Here is a 16,170-nt window from a genome sequence, read left to right as displayed (position 1 = left end):
GTACCGCTTCTAAGGAGATTATGACCATCAACAATTCCCGTCCCGCCGCCGGATCTACGCCCACAGACCTCAAACCCGAGGAAATCCAGGGAGTCATCGACCGGATTCTGGCCAAGGAAGACGCCGCGGTTGCCAAGCACAGCGTCCCGGTCGGAACCACATCCGGACTCCGCGGGCAGGCCCAGGCACTGTCGGCGCAGACAGCCGGGCACTCTGATGCCGACGGGGATCAGCAGGACCTGCAGGACCGCCGGGCCCTGCGGCGTGTTGCCGGCCTGTCAACGGAACTCGAGGACGTCACCGAGGTCGAATACCGGCAGCTTCGGCTGGAACGGGTTGTCCTGGCCGGGCTATGGACAGAGGGTACGGCCGCAGACGCCGAGAACTCATTGAAGGAACTGGCTGCCCTGGCGGAGACCGCCGGGTCAGAGGTGCTGGACGGCATTGTCCAGCGCCGCATGAAGCCGGATCCCGGCACCTTCCTTGGCTCCGGCAAGGCACAGGAGCTCAAGGACATCGTGATGGCCACCGGCGCGGACACGGTGATCGTGGACAGCGAGCTTTCGCCGTCCCAGCGCCGCGGTCTGGAAGACATCGTGAAGGTCAAGGTCATCGACCGGACCGCGCTGATCCTGGACATTTTTGCCCAGCATGCAAAGTCCCGTGAAGGCAAGGCGCAGGTGGAACTGGCGCAGCTGGAATACCTGCTCCCGCGCCTGCGCGGTTGGGGCGAATCCATGTCCCGGCAGGCCGGTGGCCAGGTGGGCAGCGCCGGAGCCGGCATGGGCTCCCGCGGACCCGGTGAAACCAAGATCGAACTGGACCGGCGGAAGATCCGCACCCGCATGGCCAAGCTGCGCCGCGAAATCGCCGGCATGAAGCCTGCAAGGGAAACCAAGCGCGCAAACCGCCAGCGCAACCAGGTGCCCTCCGTGGCCATCGCCGGGTACACCAACGCCGGAAAGTCCTCGCTGCTGAACCGCCTGACCGACGCCGGTGTACTGGTGGAGAACGCCCTGTTCGCCACCCTTGATCCGACCATCCGCCGGGCCGAAACCCCGGACGGCATCGGCTACACGCTGGCCGACACCGTAGGGTTTGTCCGCTCCCTGCCGACACAGCTGGTGGAAGCCTTCCGCTCCACGCTGGAAGAGGTGGCCGACGCAGACCTCATCCTGCACGTGGTGGACGCCTCCCACCCGGATCCCGAAGGGCAGATTGCCGCGGTGCGTTCCGTCCTCGCCGACGTGGATGCCCGCCGGATCCCGGAGATCATCGTCCTGAACAAGGCCGACGCCGCTGACCCGTTCGTGATCGAACGGCTGCGCCAGCGCGAGCCGAGGACCGTTGTGGTCTCGGCGCGCACCGGCGAGGGCATTGATGAACTGCTTCAGGCCATCTCCGAGGGAATTCCCCGGCCCGGGGTGGAACTGGACCTGCTTGTCCCTTACCAGCGCGGCGACGTCGTGTCCCGCCTGCACAGCCAGGATGCGGAAATCCTGGCACTGGAGCACGAGGAAGACGGTACCCATCTGCGGGTGCTGGTGCGCGACGCCCTGGCCCCGGAGCTGGAGCAGTTCGTCAACCATGCCTAAGCAGGATGCAGGCGCGGAGGTCCTTGATCTTCTGGACACCGCCGTCGCGGCCATGGGCGGGCAGAACCGTCCCGGGCAGCATGAAATGGCACGCCAGGTCGCTGAATCGATTGAAACCGGCAGGCACCTGCTGGTGCAGGCCGGTACCGGTACGGGTAAGTCACTGGCCTACCTGGTGCCGCTGATCCATCACGCCCTGGAGAGCTCCAAACCGGCGCTGGTCTCCACCGCCACGCTCGCGCTCCAGGCGCAGATTGTCGGCCGGGACCTGCCACGGCTGCTGACGGCGCTGCAGCCGAAGCTGCCCCGGGATATTGACGTGGCACTGCTGAAGGGCCGGAGCAACTACGTCTGCGTGCACAAAACCGGCGGCGGCTTCCCGGAGGATGAGGAGCCAGGTGCCCTGTTCACGCTGGGAGACGACCACGGTGTCGCGCATCCGGCTCCCGCTGCGGGTCCGACGTCGGCCCTCGGCCGCGAGGTTGTCCGCCTGCACGAGTGGGCCGAGGAAACCGAGACCGGCGACCGGGACGAGCTTGTTCCCGGAGTCACCGACCGCGCCTGGCGGCAGGTCTCCGTCACTTCGATGGAATGCCTCGGATCCCAGCGCTGCCCGGTTGCCGAATACTGTTTCAGCGAACGGGCCCGCGCCAAGGCTGCGGTGGCGGATCTGGTCATCACCAACCACGCCATGCTGGCTATCAGCGCTTTCGAAGGACTGGCTGTCCTTCCGGACTACGACGTCGTGGTCATCGACGAAGCCCATGAACTCCAGGACCGTGTCACCGGTGCCGTCACCGGACAGCTTTCCGGGACAGTCATCAGCGCAGCCGTCACCGCCGCGCGCAAGCACACGTCGGCGTCGGTGGAGGAACTCGCAGCGGCGGGCCGCGCCTTCGACGCGTCAGTGGAAGGTATCCCTGCGGGCCTGCTTCCCTCCGGCCTGAATGAGGAACAGGAACTGGCCGTGGCCCGGGTCCGGGAAGCGTGCCGCACCGCGCTCTCCGATTCAAAGCCGGAGGGCGGGGACGCCGGCGACGGCGGACGGCAGATGGCCCGCTCGCGGCTGATGGCCGTGCTGGAACTGTGTGAACGGCTGGTCAGTGCGCCCGACGCCGGCGAAGTTGTCTGGGCCTCCAGGCCCAGCACCTTTGCGCCCGGTGAAGGCTATGCGCCTCCGGACGAGTCCTCACCGGCCACCCTGAACGTCGCCCCGCTGTCCGTGGCCGGGCGCCTCAGAGACGGACTTTTCGATGGCCACACCGTAGTGCTGACTTCTGCCACGCTGGCGGTAGGATCCGAATTCGGTCCCGTGGCCGGCGGCCTTGGCCTGGTGGGCGCAGCCGCACCCGCGTGGACCGGAACCGACGTCGGTAGTCCCTTCGACTATCCGCGGCAGGGTGTGCTCTATGTAGCCCGCGACCTGCCCAAACCGGAGCGGGGAACCTCCGCGGCGCAGCTTGAGGAACTCGAGGCGCTGCTCAAGGCTTCCGGGGGCGGGGCGCTGGGACTCTTCTCGTCCCGCCGCGCGGCGGAAGATGCGGCCGCGGCGATGCGGCTCAAGGTTGATTTCCCCATCCTGTGCCAGGGTGAGTCTTCCATGTCCGCCCTGGTGAAGCAGTTTGCCGAGGACGATGCCACCTGCCTGTTCGGAACCATGTCGCTGTGGCAGGGAGTCGATGTTCCGGGCGAGGCCTGCCGCCTGGTGGTCATCGACCGCATCCCCTTCCCTCGGCCGGATGACCCGCTGATGACGGCACGGACCCGGGCCGTGGCGAAGGCCGGCGGCAATGGATTTATGACGGTGGCTGCCACGCACGCGGCTGTCCGGCTTGCCCAGGGTGCCGGGCGGCTGATCCGGGCATCAGGAGACCGCGGCATGGTGGCCGTGCTTGATTCCAGACTGGCGAACGCCCGCTACGGTGGATTCCTGCGTGCTGCGCTTCCGCCGTTCTGGTCCACGACGGACCGCAGTGTGGCCCTGGGAATCCTGGAGCGGCTCAATGCTTCGCGGAAGACCGCACAAAAGACCGCACAACGGGCGGCGTCGTAGGAGTGATCCGGCGGGTTAGAGGGAACGCATAACGGAAACGACCTTGCCCATGATGGTGGCGTGGTCGCCCATGATGGGCTCGTACCTGGTGTTCTGAGGCAGGAGCCAGGTGTGGCCGTTGCGCTGCCGGAAGGTCTTGACCGTGGCCTCGTCATCCAGGAGCGCTGCCACAATGTCACCGTTTTCGGCGGTCGGCTGGCGGCGGACCACAACCCAGTCGCCGTCGCAGATCGCGGCGTCCACCATTGAATCGCCGGAAACCCGGAGCATAAACAGTTCGCCATGGCCCACCAGCTGGCGCGGCAGGGGAATCATCTCCTCCACGACCTGTTCGGCGAGGATGGGACCGCCGGCAGCGATCCGGCCAACCAGGGGAACCATGGCGGTGTCCACCGCTGTCGTCAGCTCCGTGACGTTCGACTGCGCGGGGGAGTCCGCCGACTCTGTCCGGGGTCCAGGCGCCGTGCCTGAAGCGGTCCGCTCGGTATGCATCAGCAGGGGGACAAGGATCTCCATTGCCCGGGGACGCTTGGGGTCGCGGCGGATGTACCCCATTTTCTCCAGCTGGCTGAGTTGATGGGTCACGCTGGACAGGCTCGCCAGCCCCACCGTGTCACCGATCTCCCGCATCGAGGGCGGGTAGCCGTTGGCGGTGACAGACGCCTGAATCGTTTCGAGGATCTTCTTCTGCCGGGGTGTCAGTGACTTGGGGCGGGCGGAACCGGCCTGGACGGACGCAGCCGGACGGCCTTCGGAGTTGGTCCTACGGGGCACTTCGGCTTCCCTTCGAGCGTTCCGGCCGGGCCGGGGCGGTTGGTGCTGGTCACTGCGATGTCAGTGGCGGATGGTTCGCTGATGTCGAACGGTCTCCACTGGTCTCAACGCTAGGTGAGAGCAAGGTCATTTTCAAACATTTGTTCGAGTGAGTCTCGACATCGTTCGTAGATAGATGCTAGAAAAGGAACAGCAGGAATCGAATACATGTTCGATTCGAGGTTGCCAACTGTTCGAAGTCAGTTTCGAAACCGTGAAGTCACGGCCTCAGGATCTGGATCGAACCGGAAAGGTTTTGCCATGACAGTTCAGCTTGCGGCACCCCGCACATCACTGAGCTTTGCCCGCCCTGCCCGCACCGCCAAGACTTACAGCACCGCCCAGGCCTCCCGTACCGCCCAGCCTTCCCGTGCTGCGGCATCGAGCCAGGTCTCGTCCGCTGCCCCGCTCCGCCTCACCCGCCGCGGACGCCTCCTGCTCGTTGGTGCCCCGATTATGCTCGGCGGCGCGGCACTCCTGACCTTCGTCGGCTTCTTCACTGCACCGGCCCTGGCTGCAGGCAGTGCCGGCGAACAGACCCGGACCCAGCAGATCAGCGTCTCCACGGGGGACTCGCTTTGGGGGCTGGCCGCCGAATACGCCCCGGACCGGGACCCGCGCGAAGTGATTGCGGACATCATGGAGCTGAACAACCTCAGCGACGCCGTGGTACCCGCCGGCGCCCAGCTCTACATTCCGGTTTCCAGCTGACCTTCCGGCTGACCCTCCAACCCGCATCCTTTACGCAGCGTCACCTTGAGCCGCGGATTCTGCGCGGGGGAGGGCGCGGCTTAAGCTGGACTAGTGACTGAACAGCTGGAAAAACTCAACCGACTTCCCCTGCGCGACGATCTTCGGGGCCTCACCCCCTACGGCGCGCCGCAGCTGGAAGTTCCCATCCTGCTGAACGTCAATGAGAACACCCATGGCCTGCCGCAGGAGGTGCAGGAGGCAATCACGGCCTCCGTTCAGCGGGCGGTCTCGGGGCTGAACCGTTACCCGGACCGCGAATTCACCGAACTCCGCGAACGGCTGGCTGCCTACCTTGGCCACGGCCTGGGGATTGAGAACATCTGGGCCGGCAACGGCTCCAACGAGGTGCTGCAGCAGGTGCTCCAGGCCTTCGGCGGACCCGGCCGAACAGCCATGAGCTTCCCTCCCACCTACTCGATGTATCCGCTGCTTTCCAGCGGAGCCGGAACCCGTTACGTCACCGGCGAACGCGCGGCAGACTTCAGCCTGTCCGCCGAATCCGCAGCTGCCCAGGTCCGGGCCGCAGCTCCAAACATCGTCTTCCTCTGCACGCCGAACAACCCCACCGGGACCGCCCTGGGACTGGATGTCATCGAGGCCGTCTACGAAGCCGGGAAAGCATCCAACGCGATCGTCATCGTGGACGAGGCCTACGCGGAGTTCTCCCACGCCGGCACGCCGAGCGCCCTGGAGCTGCTGCCCGGCCGCGAACGGCTCATCGTCTCGCGGACCATGAGCAAAGCATTCGCCCTTGCCGGAGCGCGCCTGGGCTACCTTGCTGCTGCGCCGGAGATCGCGGATGCCCTGCGCCTGGTCCGGCTGCCGTACCACCTGTCCGCGGTCACCCAGGCAACGGCCAACGCGGCCCTGGCCCATGCCGGTGCGCTGCTGGCCAACGTGGAGGACATTAAGGCCCAGCGCGACCGCATCGTCACTGAGCTGAGGGAGATGGGCCTGCAGCCTGCTCCTTCGGACGCCAACTTCGTCTTTTTTGGCGGCCTCGAGGATCCCGAACGCATCTGGCAGGGACTGCTCGACGCGGGCGTCCTGATCCGTGACGTCGGCATTCCGGGACATCTGAGGGTGACGGCGGGGACCGAGGCTGAGACCACGGCCTTCCTCACCGGCCTCCGGAGCCTGCTCGCCGCCTAATGCAGGAGCTGGCCCGCGCTTCGGGTCCGGCCGGATTCAAACACTAGACTGGTACCAGAGACCCCTTCTTTCAAAGGAACCTTCAATGACCGTGGAAACCGCCATCGGCCGCACCGCCCGCCTGGAGCGGACCACCAGCGAATCCTCCGTGCTTGTGGAACTGGACCTGGACGGCACCGGCCGTTCGGATATCAGCACTTCGGTGCCCTTCTATGACCACATGCTTACCGCGCTGGCAAAGCACTCCCTGATCGATCTCACGGTCAAGGCGACCGGTGACACCCACATCGATGCCCACCACACCGTCGAAGACGTTGCGATCAGCATCGGCGAAGCGCTGAAAACGGCTCTCGGGAACAAGGCGGGCATCCGCCGCTTCGGTGAAGCAACCGTGCCGCTGGATGAAGCCCTGGCCAACGCGGTCGTCGACATTTCCGGGCGCCCGTACCTGGTGCATTCGGGCGAACCGGCCGGCCAGGAATACCACCTGATCGGCGGCCACTTCACGGGCTCGCTGACCCGCCATGTCTTTGAAGCGATCACCCTGCACGCCCAGATCTGCCTGCACATGACCGTGCTCGGCGGCAGGGATCCGCACCACATCGTAGAGGCACAGTTCAAGGCCTTTGCCCGCGCACTGCGCGCCGCCGTCGAACCGGATCCCCGTGTTGAGGGAATCCCGTCCACCAAGGGAGCACTTTGAGTAATCGCCGCGTCACCGTCCTGGACTACGGATCCGGCAACATCCACTCAGCCGTCCGCGCACTGGAACGGGTGGGTGCCGAAGTCACCCTGAGCTCCAAGTCAGCGGATGTGCTCAACGCTGACGGGCTCCTGGTACCGGGCGTCGGCGCCTTTGCGGCCGTGATGCAGGGGCTCAAGGACGTAGATGCGCTGCGGATGATCGGCCGGCGCGTGGCCGGCGGACGCCCGGTCCTGGGGATCTGCGTGGGCCTGCAGGTCCTTTTCGAGGAAGGTGTCGAGCACGGCGTGCGGACCGAGGGAATGGGTGAATGGCCCGGCGTTGTGGAGCGCCTGGACGCCGAGGTGGTTCCGCACATGGGCTGGAATACCGTCGAGGCGCCCGCCGGCTCCAACCTGTTCAAGGGTATTGAGGATGAGCGGTTCTACTTCGTCCACAGCTACGGCGTGCAGAAGTGGGACTTCGACGTCACGCAGCCTGCCATGAATCCGCCCCTGGTGACCTGGGCCCGCCACGGCGGTCCGTTTGTCGCGGCTGTGGAGAACGGTCCGCTGTCTGCCACGCAGTTCCACCCGGAAAAGTCGGGCGACGCCGGCGCTGCCCTGCTCGAAAACTGGCTCAAGGGACTGGGATAAGCCATGTGGAGCGTAGTCCTTATGGGAGTCGCCGGTCTGCTCGCCGGCGGCGCAATCTCCTTCCGCAGGCAGGGCCTGCCCAGATTTATCAGCATCAGTTTCTGGGTCCTGGCGGGGATGTCCCTGCTGGGTGCCTACCTACTCACCTACGGCCTCTGAGCCGGAATCACTGAAAGCAGAACATGACGCTCACCGATACTCCCATCCTTGAACTCCTGCCCGCCGTGGACGTGGCCGACGGCCAGGCCGTCCGCCTGGTCCAGGGGGAAGCCGGCAGCGAAACCAGCTACGGCGACCCGCTGGACGCGGCCATGGCCTGGCAGAACGACGGCGCCGAGTGGGTTCACCTGGTGGACCTGGACGCCGCTTTCGGGCGCGGCAGCAACCTCCCGCTGCTCAAGCGCGTGGTTAAGGCACTGGATATCAAGGTGGAGCTTTCCGGCGGCATCCGTGACGACGCATCCCTGGAGAAGGCCCTGGAACTCGGCGCCCGGCGTGTGAACCTGGGAACTGCTGCCCTGGAGAACCCGGAATGGACGGCCAGCGCGATCGCCCGTTACGGCGACGCGATCGCCGTCGGACTGGATGTCCGCGGCACCACGCTCGCGGCCCGCGGCTGGACCAAGGAAGGCGGAGACCTCTGGGAGGTCCTTGCCCGCCTCGAAGAGGCCGGCTGCCCCCGCTATGTCGTTACTGACGTCACCAAGGACGGGACGCTGCGCGGACCGAACGTCGAGCTGCTCCGCGAGGTGCTCTCCCGCACCGACCGCCCCGTTGTTGCCTCCGGCGGCATCTCCAGCCTCGATGACCTCGCCGCGCTGCGCGAGCTGGTCCCGCTTGGCCTGGAGGGCACCATCGTTGGCAAGGCACTGTATGCCGGAGCCTTCACGCTGCCCCAGGCCCTCGACGTCGCAGGCCACCCGGAGCGCTAGCAGCCATGGCTAAACGCGAACTGCCCGGGCACATCGCCGCCGCCCTGGCCGGTGCCGGGGGAGCCACCGACTCCGCCGGCCAGCCGTGGGCCGGACGCAGCCTGGAGGGGGACGGCAATCCGCTCCACCAGTTCGATAAGGACGACGGAAAGCCCGACGCCGGGTACACGGCCGCGCTCGAAGCCCTCGTTGCGGGCAAGGGAACCGAGGCTGAAGTTGTAGCCTCCCTGGCCACAGCCCGGGTCTACGTTGCCATCATCGCGACCCTTGGCGAGGAAGCCGAATCAGAGCATGGGCTGACCGCCGACAAAGAAGCCGACCTGGCCCTGGTGACACTCACTGCCCCGGACGGGCGGAAGGCACTTCCGGTGTTTTCCTCCGTGGACTCCCTTTCGCGCTGGCATCCGCAGGCACGCCCGGTTGCGGTTTACGCGCCGCGTGCTGCCCTCTCGGCGGTGGCCGAAGAGGCGCAGCTGCTCGTCATCGACCCAGGCAGTGACATGACCTTCGTGGTCCGGCGTCCGGCAACCTGGGCCCTGGCCCAGCAGAGGGAGTGGGTGCCGTCCTACACCGACGGTTCCCTCACCGCAATCGTGTCCGATGCGGCCGCCGCGCAGCCGGCGGTCCGGCAGGTCCAGCTCTCCGCCGCGGGCGGCGTCGCATCACGGACGGCAGACGGTACGCTGGTTTCCGGCGGAGGCGCCGGGCCGGAGCTGCGGGTAACGCTTCAACTGGTCCCAGGCCTCGCCCAGGAGGATGTGCAGACCGTTGCGGCGGCCCTGCAGCGCAGCCTGGCCGCCCACCCCGAATTTGTTGAGCGTGTGGATTCACTGGAACTGAAGATCACGCGCTGAGAGGCCCGCGGGCCAGAAGAGAAGTGCAGTGAACTTTCGTCTCTACCGGGACCTGCTGGCGATCGTCCCCGTCCGCCGGGTGCTCCTGGTCGGTATGCTTGCCCGTTTCCCCCATGCTGCGGCCGGTGTGCTGCTGACACTTCACGTGGTGCTCACCCTCGACAAGGGGTACGCGGCAGCCGGGGCAGTGGCCGCGGTGGTGACCATCGGTATTGCGGTCGGTGCACCCTGGCGGGGGCGGCGGGTGGACAACGTGGGGCTGCGCAAGGCACTGATCCCCTCCGTTATTTCCGAGGCCGTCATCTGGTCCGTTGCACCGCACGTCAGCTACGAATGGCTGCTGGTGCTGGCGCTGATCGGCGGGCTCTTCACCCTGCCGGTGTTCAGTGTGGTCCGCCAGTCGCTGGGCGTCCTGGCCGCGGGGGAGAAGCGCCGCACGGCGTTCACCCTGGACTCCATCGCCACGGAAATCGTGTTCATGGGCGGGCCCGCCGTGGGCGCTGTCCTGGCCACCTCCATTTCGACGGTGGTGGGTTTGACGCTGGTGGGAATCTCGACGGCGGCCGCCGGTGTGTTCCTGATGTGGTTCAACCCGCCCACCCGCTCCGCAGCGGACGGCGCCGTCCCGCCGCACGACGTTGAGGCGGCCACAGCCGCCGTCGTTACCGCCGCCCCGGCACACCTGCGCGAGCCGGCTGCCGAACTGACCCAGGCGGCCGGAGCCGCGGCGGATGCCGCGGATCCCGCGAACTCCGGGGGGCTCCTGCGCCGTGCTGCTGCCGGCTTCTCCTGGATGACCGTCAGCGTGGCCGTCGTCTTCGTGGTTGCTGCCGGGGCCGGGCTGCTGCTGGCCAGCACCGACGTCGGGATCGTTGCCCTGGTTGAATCGTCCGGGGATCCGGGGAAACTCGGCATCGTGTTCGCCGTCTGGTGCGCTGCGTCCCTGGTGGGCGGACTGCTGTACGGCGCTATGACCAGGCGGATCTCGCCGATGCTGCTGCTGCTGGCCATGGCGGTGCTGACCCTGCCCATGTCCTTCGCCACAGACACCCTCAGCCTCGCTCTGCTCTCCATCCCCGGCGGCCTGCTCTGCGCTCCGGTGCTTTCGGCGGCATCGGAACGGGTAGCTGACCTGGTGACGGAGGAACGGCGCGGTGAAGCCATGGGCTGGTACGGGTCCGCGCTCACAACCGGAACCGCTATCGGTGCCCCGCTGGCGGGCGCAGCCATCGACACCATCGGCCCGTGGTCCGGCTTCGCATTCGCAGGAGCCGCTGCCGCAATGATGGCCCTGCTGACGCTGGGCACCCGGGCAATGGTTATCCGCCGGCGGATAAGGGTCTGACAAAAGACAGTAAGCGCAGCAAAAAGCCCGAAGAGTACAGACTCTTCGGGCTTTGCCGGCGGGGAAACCTGCTAGTTGACCGGACCGGTGAATTTCTCGCCCGGGCCCTGGCCCGGTGCATCCGGAACCAAGGACGCTTCGCGGAACGCGAGCTGCAGGGAGCGCAGGCCGTCGCGCAACGGGCCAGCGTGCTGGCTGCCGATTTCAGGCGCGGCGGCGGTAACGAACCCGGCAAGCGCCGTGATCAGCTTGCGGGCCTCGTCCAGGTCCTTCAGCTCTTCGGCGTCGGAGCCTTCAGCCAGGCCGCACTTGACGGCCGCGGCGCTCATCAGGTGGACGGCCGCAGTTGTGATGACCTCGACGGCGGCAACTTCTGCGATATCGCGCACGTGGGCCGAAACCTGGGGTGCTTCAGTGTGGGAATGGCCTTCTTCGGCGGTGCCGGGGAAGGAATGGCGGGCAGAATCGCCAGCCGGATTGCTCTGTGGGGTACTCATACTGGTAAGCTTGTCACAGACCGACCGGTTGGCGTTACTTACGGCAGCTCACCGCAAAGCTGAAACATCAGTGGAAACACTGCAGTGAGCTGCTTTCCTGAGTGCACAACCGGTATGCAAGCGGAGACTCTCCCACCCGCGTCAGCCTGATTAATCCAGCTTAGTGCCGGATCAGAGTTGCCGGGTTCAGGTCGGCCCTTCCCGGGCTCCATCTTTGGATGGCGCCCAGCGGAAAGTGTGCTGTTCAACGGCGCCGGCTGACCCCTCGAGGCCTTCGATTGCGCTTGCAATTGGAGGCCTTCTTCATTTGCAGGCGGTAGCCGTTTTTAGTCAAACAGGAGCTGCAACATTAGCGAGCCAAGAATCAATGATCGGATCCGTGTCCCTGAGGTGCGGTTGGTAGGACCGGCTGGGGAACAGGTAGGTGTGGTCCGGATTGAGGACGCCCTGCGACTGGCAGCGGAGTCCGACCTGGATCTTGTTGAGGTAGCACCGCAGGCCAAGCCGCCGGTGTGCAAACTAATGGACTTCGGCAAGTACAAGTACGAAGCCGCAGTCAAGGCCCGCGAGGCACGCAAGAACCAGACCAACACGGTCCTGAAGGAAATCCGTTTCCGTCTCAAGATCGACACCCACGACTACGAGACCAAGCGCGGGCATGCCCTCCGCTTCCTCGCCGCGGGTGACAAGGTCAAGGCCATGATCCAGTTCCGTGGACGTGAGCAGCAGCGCCCCGAGATGGGTATCCGCCTGCTGCAGAAGTTCGCAGAGGATGTCTCCGAGGTGGGTGTTGTTGAATCCAGCCCCCGCATCGACGGACGAAACATGGTCATGGTCATTGGTCCGGTGAAGAACAAGGCCGAAGCGAAGGCTGAAGCCCGCCGTGCATCCCAGCGCGCCGAGTCCAAGGCGGCCAATGAAGCCGCCAAGAACGGCGGCGCACCGGAACGGGTCGACACCAGTGCCGACAAGGCTCCGATGACGCAGAGCCTGGCAGACCTCCTGCCGGACGGTCTGCGCCTCGGTTCCTCCGCTGCAGAGGCCGATAAGGCCCGCGCTGAGAAGGAAAAGGCTGAGAAGGAGCAGGCAGAGCAGGCAGCCAAGGCCGCTGCGGACAAGGCAGCAGCCGAGACCCGCCGTGCTGAGGAAGCCGCCAAGGCAGCAGCAGCCAAGCCGGCCCAGGCCGCGAAGCCTGCCACCCGGACAGCTCCTGCGCCGGCAAAGCCCGCCGAAGCCCCGAAGCCGATGGCAGTGCCGAAGCCGACAGCCGTCAAGCCGGCCGCGCCGAAGCCTGCCGCCCGGCCCAAGCCGGCCGCTGCACCCAAGCCCGCTGGCAAGGCACCCGCCCCGGGTGCCGGCCAGAAAAAGCCTGGCGCTGCGGAGTAGTCCACGCGCAACACCGCTTAGAACGCCCAGGCGTCCCTAGGAAACCCTGACACCTTTTACAGGTGCCCATAGCCCCGCGGGCCTGTCCCGCGGAAATCAAAAGGAGATCGGTAGTCATGCCGAAGATGAAGACCCACAGTGGCGCCAAGAAGCGCTTCAAGCTCACCGGTACCGGCAAGCTCAAGCGCCAGCAGGCCAATCGCCGCCACTACCTGGAGCACAAGTCCTCCCGCCTGACCCGCCGTCTTGCCGGTGACAAGATTGTCACCCCGGGCGAGGCCAAGGTCATCAAGAAGATGCTCGGCAAGTAGCCGATCCTTCCAACCGGGCGGTCCGCCAAAGGACTGTTCCACCAACCATCTAGCTTTCCCGTGGCCTCCTGCAGGCCATCGCACACAGAAGAAGTGCGCGGGACATAATTTTTAAGGAGTACGCACGTGGCACGTGTGAAGCGGGCGATTAACGCCCATAAGAAGCGTCGGGTAATCCTCGAGCGCGCCAAGGGCTACCGCGGACAGCGTTCGCGCCTGGTCCGCAAGGCCAAAGAGCAGCTGCTGCACTCGTATGTGTACAGCTACGGTGACCGCCGCAAGCGCAAGGGTGACTTCCGCCGCCTCTGGATCCAGCGCATCAACGCTGCTTCCCGCGCCAACGGCCTCACCTACAACCGCCTCATCCAGGGCCTGAAGGCTGCTGAGATCGAGGTTGACCGCCGCATGCTCGCCGAGCTGGCCGTGAACGACGCCAACGCGTTCGCCACCCTGGTGCAGGTTGCCAAGGATGCTCTCCCGTCCGACACCTCCGCTCCGGCCGCTGCCGCAGCTCCGGTTGCCAAGAAGGCCCCGGCCAAGGCTGCTAAGACCGCTCCGGCTGCGAAGGCTGCCCCGGCCGCAACCGCCACCGTTGCTGACGGCGGTTTCAAGGCATCTGAAGGCGAAGCTCCCGAGGGCTTTGTCATCAAGGGTGCCGCCACCGGCAAGTACCACGTTCCGGGTTCCACCTGGTACGAGCAGACTGAGGCCGAGTACTGGTTCAACTCCGTGGAAGCAGCTAAGGCTGCTGGCCTGGAGCCTGCTGGCGGCGAAGCCCGCCAGAAGTTCCAGGGCTAAGTTCGGTATCTGCTGAACATGTTTGACGCCGGACGCTCCCCAGCGCCGCTGATGTCCAATCCCCGAGCCGATCGGGTGAAGGAAGCGGCGAAGCTGGCGGGGCGTTCGGCGCGTTTAAAGACCGGCAGGTTCCTGGCCGAAGGGCCGCAGGCCGTACGTGAGGCACTGCTCTCGCACCGCAGGGCCGCGGACGCGGGCCGTCCCGCCGTCGTGCATGAGGTCTATGCGACTCCCGCCTGCCTGGAACGCGTGCCGGAACTGGCCGACCTTAGCCGGGGGCTGACCCTGCGGCTGGCCACCGACGACGTCCTGGCCGCCATGGCGGACACCGTGTCTCCACAGGGAATCATTGCTGTCTGCCGCATCCAGTCACCGGCTCTTGAAGACGTGCTGGCGCGGAGGCCCAGACTGCTGGCCGTTATGTGCGAGGTACGGGATCCGGGAAACGCGGGAACTATCCTGCGGGCCGCTGATTCGGCCGGCGCAGACGCCGTGATCCTGACGGCTTCCAGCGTTGACATTCATAACCCCAAAGCCGTCCGGTCCACCGCCGGCTCGCTCTTTCATCTGCCGGTTGTTTCCGGCGTGGACTTCGCAGAGCTGGCCAGTGCACTGCACGACGCCGGAATCACCATACTTGCCGCCGACGGCTACGGGGACCAGGATCTGGACGAGCTCCAGGACGCCTCAGCCCTCCGCCGGCTGGCTCCCGCCGCCGATGCCGGGAACAGCGCCGGTCCGCGGCTGGAGGATCCAACCGCATGGCTCTTCGGCAACGAGGCTCAGGGCCTCTCACAGACCGAACTCGACGCCGCCGACCGCCGCGTAGCCGTTCCCGTGTACGGGCAGGCTGAAAGCCTCAACGTGGGCACGGCCGCCACCGTATGCCTGTACGCCTCCGCCCGCGCCCAAAACCGCTGACGTACTGAGACTGCGGCTACCGTGAGCTGGATGTATCCGGCACCGGGCCGGCCCCGGAAGCGGGCTGTCCGGAACCTTCCAGACCCTGCTTCGCGCGCCGGCGGTCCAGTTCACCGCTAAGCAGCGCGATGCCCAGGCCCAGCAGGGCCAGAACAGCTCCCACGACGGCGGGAGAACGGAACCCCCATCCCCAGGCAATAACAAGCCCGCCGACCATGGCACCGAGCGCGTTAGCAACGTTCAGGGCAGCATGGTTCAGCGAGGAGGCAAGGGACGGAGCCCCCGGGGACACATCCAGCAGGCGGGTCTGCAGGGCCGGAGTCAGCGCGGAGCCAATGGCCCCGACAAGGAATACCAGGATGACGGCGCCCGCCTTGTACTGCACGGCCCAGGCGTAGATGGCCAGGATGACTGCCGTACCGGCCAGCACTGCGTAGATACTGCCCATGACAGAGCGGTCCGCGATCCGTCCGCCGACGACGTTGCCGACGACCTGGCCCACACCGTACAGCCCAACGATCAGGGGCAGAACGGAGAGTGGGAGCCCGGCAACTTCGGTCATGGTGGGGGAGATATAGGTGTAAACGGCGAAGAACCCGCCAAATCCGACCGTGCCCACCAGCAGCGCCAGCCAGACCTGAATCCGGCGCAGGGCACTCAGCTCACGCCGGATACTGGCGTCAGGGTGTGCTGCCTGGAACGGCACGAACCGTGCCACCAGGGCAACGCTGAGCAGGGCAATGGCGCCGACCAGGACAAACATCCAGCGCCAGCCTGCCTGCTGGCCCAGCCAGGTCGCGAACGGAACACCGATCACGTTGGCGACGCTCAGGCCAAGCATCACCATGGATATCGCCCAGCCACGCCGGGTTGGCGCCACCAGGGAGGCCGCGATGACGGCGGCAACGCCGAAGAACGCTCCGTGCGGAAGGCCCGAGAGGAACCGGGTTACCAGCAGCCAGCCGTAGTCCGGGGCGATGAAGGAGGAGAGGTTGGCGACGGCGAAGAACGCCATCAGGCCCAGCGCTAGCCGTTTGCGCGGCATCTTGGCTCCGAGCGCCGCGAGCAGCGGAGCTCCGACGACGACGCCCAGGGCGTAGGCGGAGATCACGTGTCCGCCCGCGGGGACCGAGATGCCAAGGTCGGTCACCATTTCCTGGAGCAGGCCCATGATGGCGAATTCGGTGGTGCCGATGGCAAAGCCGCCGGCGGCTAGAGCGGTGATCGCCAGGGCGGCGTTGCGGGTTGTGGAAGCCGATGTACTCGGTGCAGGCATAAAAATGTGGTGCTTTCGGATCAGCGGTGAGCCGCGGGCCCGTGGACACACGGACGCGCATGGATGGCCAGGCTGCGGGAGAGGGGCTGCCGGTTCCGCCGCACTGGATAACCAGAGGCAGGACCCCGCAGCGAGAACTCTGCTGC

At 66.3% G+C, this 16,170-nt stretch carries 17 protein-coding genes; 14 read left to right on the top strand and 3 right to left on the bottom strand.

Translation table 11 applies throughout. From position 1 onward, the window contains the following. Positions 1–20 precede the first annotated feature (20 nt). Both hflX and H9639_RS11330 read left to right on the top strand, forming a co-directional pair. Positions 21–1,595: a GTPase HflX gene (gene hflX, locus H9639_RS11335; RefSeq protein ID WP_191808191.1), complete on the top strand. Its 1,575-nt coding sequence runs from the start codon at positions 21–23 to the stop codon at positions 1,593–1,595. After that, a complete protein-coding gene (locus H9639_RS11330; protein WP_191808190.1) occupies positions 1,588–3,648 on the top strand; it encodes an ATP-dependent DNA helicase in 2,061 nt (686 codons plus the stop codon). The genes hflX and H9639_RS11330 overlap by 8 nt, the downstream gene beginning before the upstream one ends. Before the next feature lie 15 nt (positions 3,649–3,663). Here the strand turns inward: H9639_RS11330 and lexA are convergent, their stop codons facing one another. Next, the gene (lexA, locus tag H9639_RS11325) at positions 3,664–4,350 is read right to left on the bottom strand and encodes a transcriptional repressor LexA (RefSeq protein WP_225219531.1); all 687 of its coding nucleotides are present in this window, start codon (positions 4,348–4,350) and stop codon (positions 3,664–3,666) included. Positions 4,351–4,722: 372 nt separating this feature from the next. On the opposite strand from lexA, the gene H9639_RS11320 reads away from it, so the two are divergent. The 8 genes from H9639_RS11320 (at position 4,723) to H9639_RS11285 (ending at position 10,835) form a co-directional block, all read left to right on the top strand. Beyond that, positions 4,723–5,172 (top strand): LysM peptidoglycan-binding domain-containing protein, encoded by a 450-nt coding sequence (locus H9639_RS11320; RefSeq protein ID WP_191808188.1) that lies wholly within the window; start codon positions 4,723–4,725, stop codon positions 5,170–5,172. A gap of 93 nt (positions 5,173–5,265) precedes the next feature. Beyond that, positions 5,266–6,366, top strand: a complete 1,101-nt coding sequence (locus tag H9639_RS11315) for a histidinol-phosphate transaminase (RefSeq protein WP_191808187.1) — start codon at positions 5,266–5,268, stop codon at positions 6,364–6,366. Between the two features lie 85 nt (positions 6,367–6,451). Next, on the top strand, positions 6,452–7,069 hold the full coding sequence (gene hisB, locus H9639_RS11310; protein ID WP_066302893.1) for an imidazoleglycerol-phosphate dehydratase HisB: 618 nt from the start codon (positions 6,452–6,454) through the stop codon (positions 7,067–7,069). After that, on the top strand, positions 7,066–7,704 hold the full coding sequence (hisH, locus tag H9639_RS11305) for an imidazole glycerol phosphate synthase subunit HisH (RefSeq protein ID WP_191808186.1): 639 nt from the start codon (positions 7,066–7,068) through the stop codon (positions 7,702–7,704). The genes hisB and hisH overlap by 4 nt, the downstream gene beginning before the upstream one ends. 3 nt (positions 7,705–7,707) lie before the next feature. After that, positions 7,708–7,863, top strand: a complete 156-nt coding sequence (locus H9639_RS11300) for a hypothetical protein (protein ID WP_191808185.1) — start codon at positions 7,708–7,710, stop codon at positions 7,861–7,863. Positions 7,864–7,886: 23 nt separating this feature from the next. After that, on the top strand, positions 7,887–8,636 hold the full coding sequence (gene priA, locus H9639_RS11295) for a bifunctional 1-(5-phosphoribosyl)-5-((5-phosphoribosylamino)methylideneamino)imidazole-4-carboxamide isomerase/phosphoribosylanthranilate isomerase PriA (RefSeq protein WP_191808184.1): 750 nt from the start codon (positions 7,887–7,889) through the stop codon (positions 8,634–8,636). Between the two features lie 5 nt (positions 8,637–8,641). Further along, positions 8,642–9,490 (top strand): SseB family protein, encoded by an 849-nt coding sequence (locus H9639_RS11290; RefSeq protein ID WP_191808183.1) that lies wholly within the window; start codon positions 8,642–8,644, stop codon positions 9,488–9,490. 28 nt (positions 9,491–9,518) lie between these two features. Continuing rightward, positions 9,519–10,835 carry an MFS transporter gene (locus tag H9639_RS11285; RefSeq protein ID WP_191808182.1) on the top strand — a complete coding sequence of 439 codons (1,317 nt, stop codon included), beginning with the start codon at positions 9,519–9,521 and terminating at the stop codon, positions 10,833–10,835. 71 nt (positions 10,836–10,906) lie between these two features. On the opposite strand, the gene H9639_RS11280 is transcribed toward H9639_RS11285, so the two are convergent. Then, a complete protein-coding gene (locus H9639_RS11280; protein WP_191808181.1) occupies positions 10,907–11,332 on the bottom strand; it encodes a DUF1844 domain-containing protein in 426 nt (141 codons plus the stop codon). Positions 11,333–11,722: 390 nt separating this feature from the next. Between H9639_RS11280 and infC the strand changes: the two genes are divergently transcribed. The 4 genes from infC (at position 11,723) to H9639_RS11260 (ending at position 14,748) form a co-directional block, all read left to right on the top strand. Then, positions 11,723–12,718 (top strand): translation initiation factor IF-3, encoded by a 996-nt coding sequence (gene infC / locus H9639_RS11275; protein WP_404799752.1) that lies wholly within the window; start codon positions 11,723–11,725, stop codon positions 12,716–12,718. A 116-nt stretch (positions 12,719–12,834) separates the two neighbouring features. Next, a complete protein-coding gene (rpmI, locus tag H9639_RS11270; protein ID WP_055240480.1) occupies positions 12,835–13,029 on the top strand; it encodes a 50S ribosomal protein L35 in 195 nt (64 codons plus the stop codon). A 126-nt stretch (positions 13,030–13,155) separates the two neighbouring features. Then, positions 13,156–13,827 (top strand): 50S ribosomal protein L20, sunset domain variant, encoded by a 672-nt coding sequence (rplT, locus tag H9639_RS11265; protein ID WP_191808180.1) that lies wholly within the window; start codon positions 13,156–13,158, stop codon positions 13,825–13,827. A gap of 18 nt (positions 13,828–13,845) precedes the next feature. Continuing rightward, positions 13,846–14,748: a TrmH family RNA methyltransferase gene (locus tag H9639_RS11260; RefSeq protein ID WP_191808179.1), complete on the top strand. Its 903-nt coding sequence runs from the start codon at positions 13,846–13,848 to the stop codon at positions 14,746–14,748. A 16-nt stretch (positions 14,749–14,764) separates the two neighbouring features. Here H9639_RS11260 and H9639_RS11255 read toward each other — a convergent pair whose 3' ends face one another. After that, positions 14,765–16,024, bottom strand: coding sequence for an MFS transporter (locus H9639_RS11255; protein ID WP_191808178.1), 1,260 nt, complete (start codon positions 16,022–16,024; stop codon positions 14,765–14,767). Between the last annotated feature and the right edge of the window lie 146 nt (positions 16,025–16,170).

This window comes from Arthrobacter gallicola (assembly GCF_014836775.1).
GTDB lineage: Bacteria > Actinomycetota > Actinomycetes > Actinomycetales > Micrococcaceae > Arthrobacter_B > Arthrobacter_B gallicola.
Note: the sequence above shows the minus strand (reverse complement) of the source record. Positions and strands in the feature narration are given on the sequence as shown.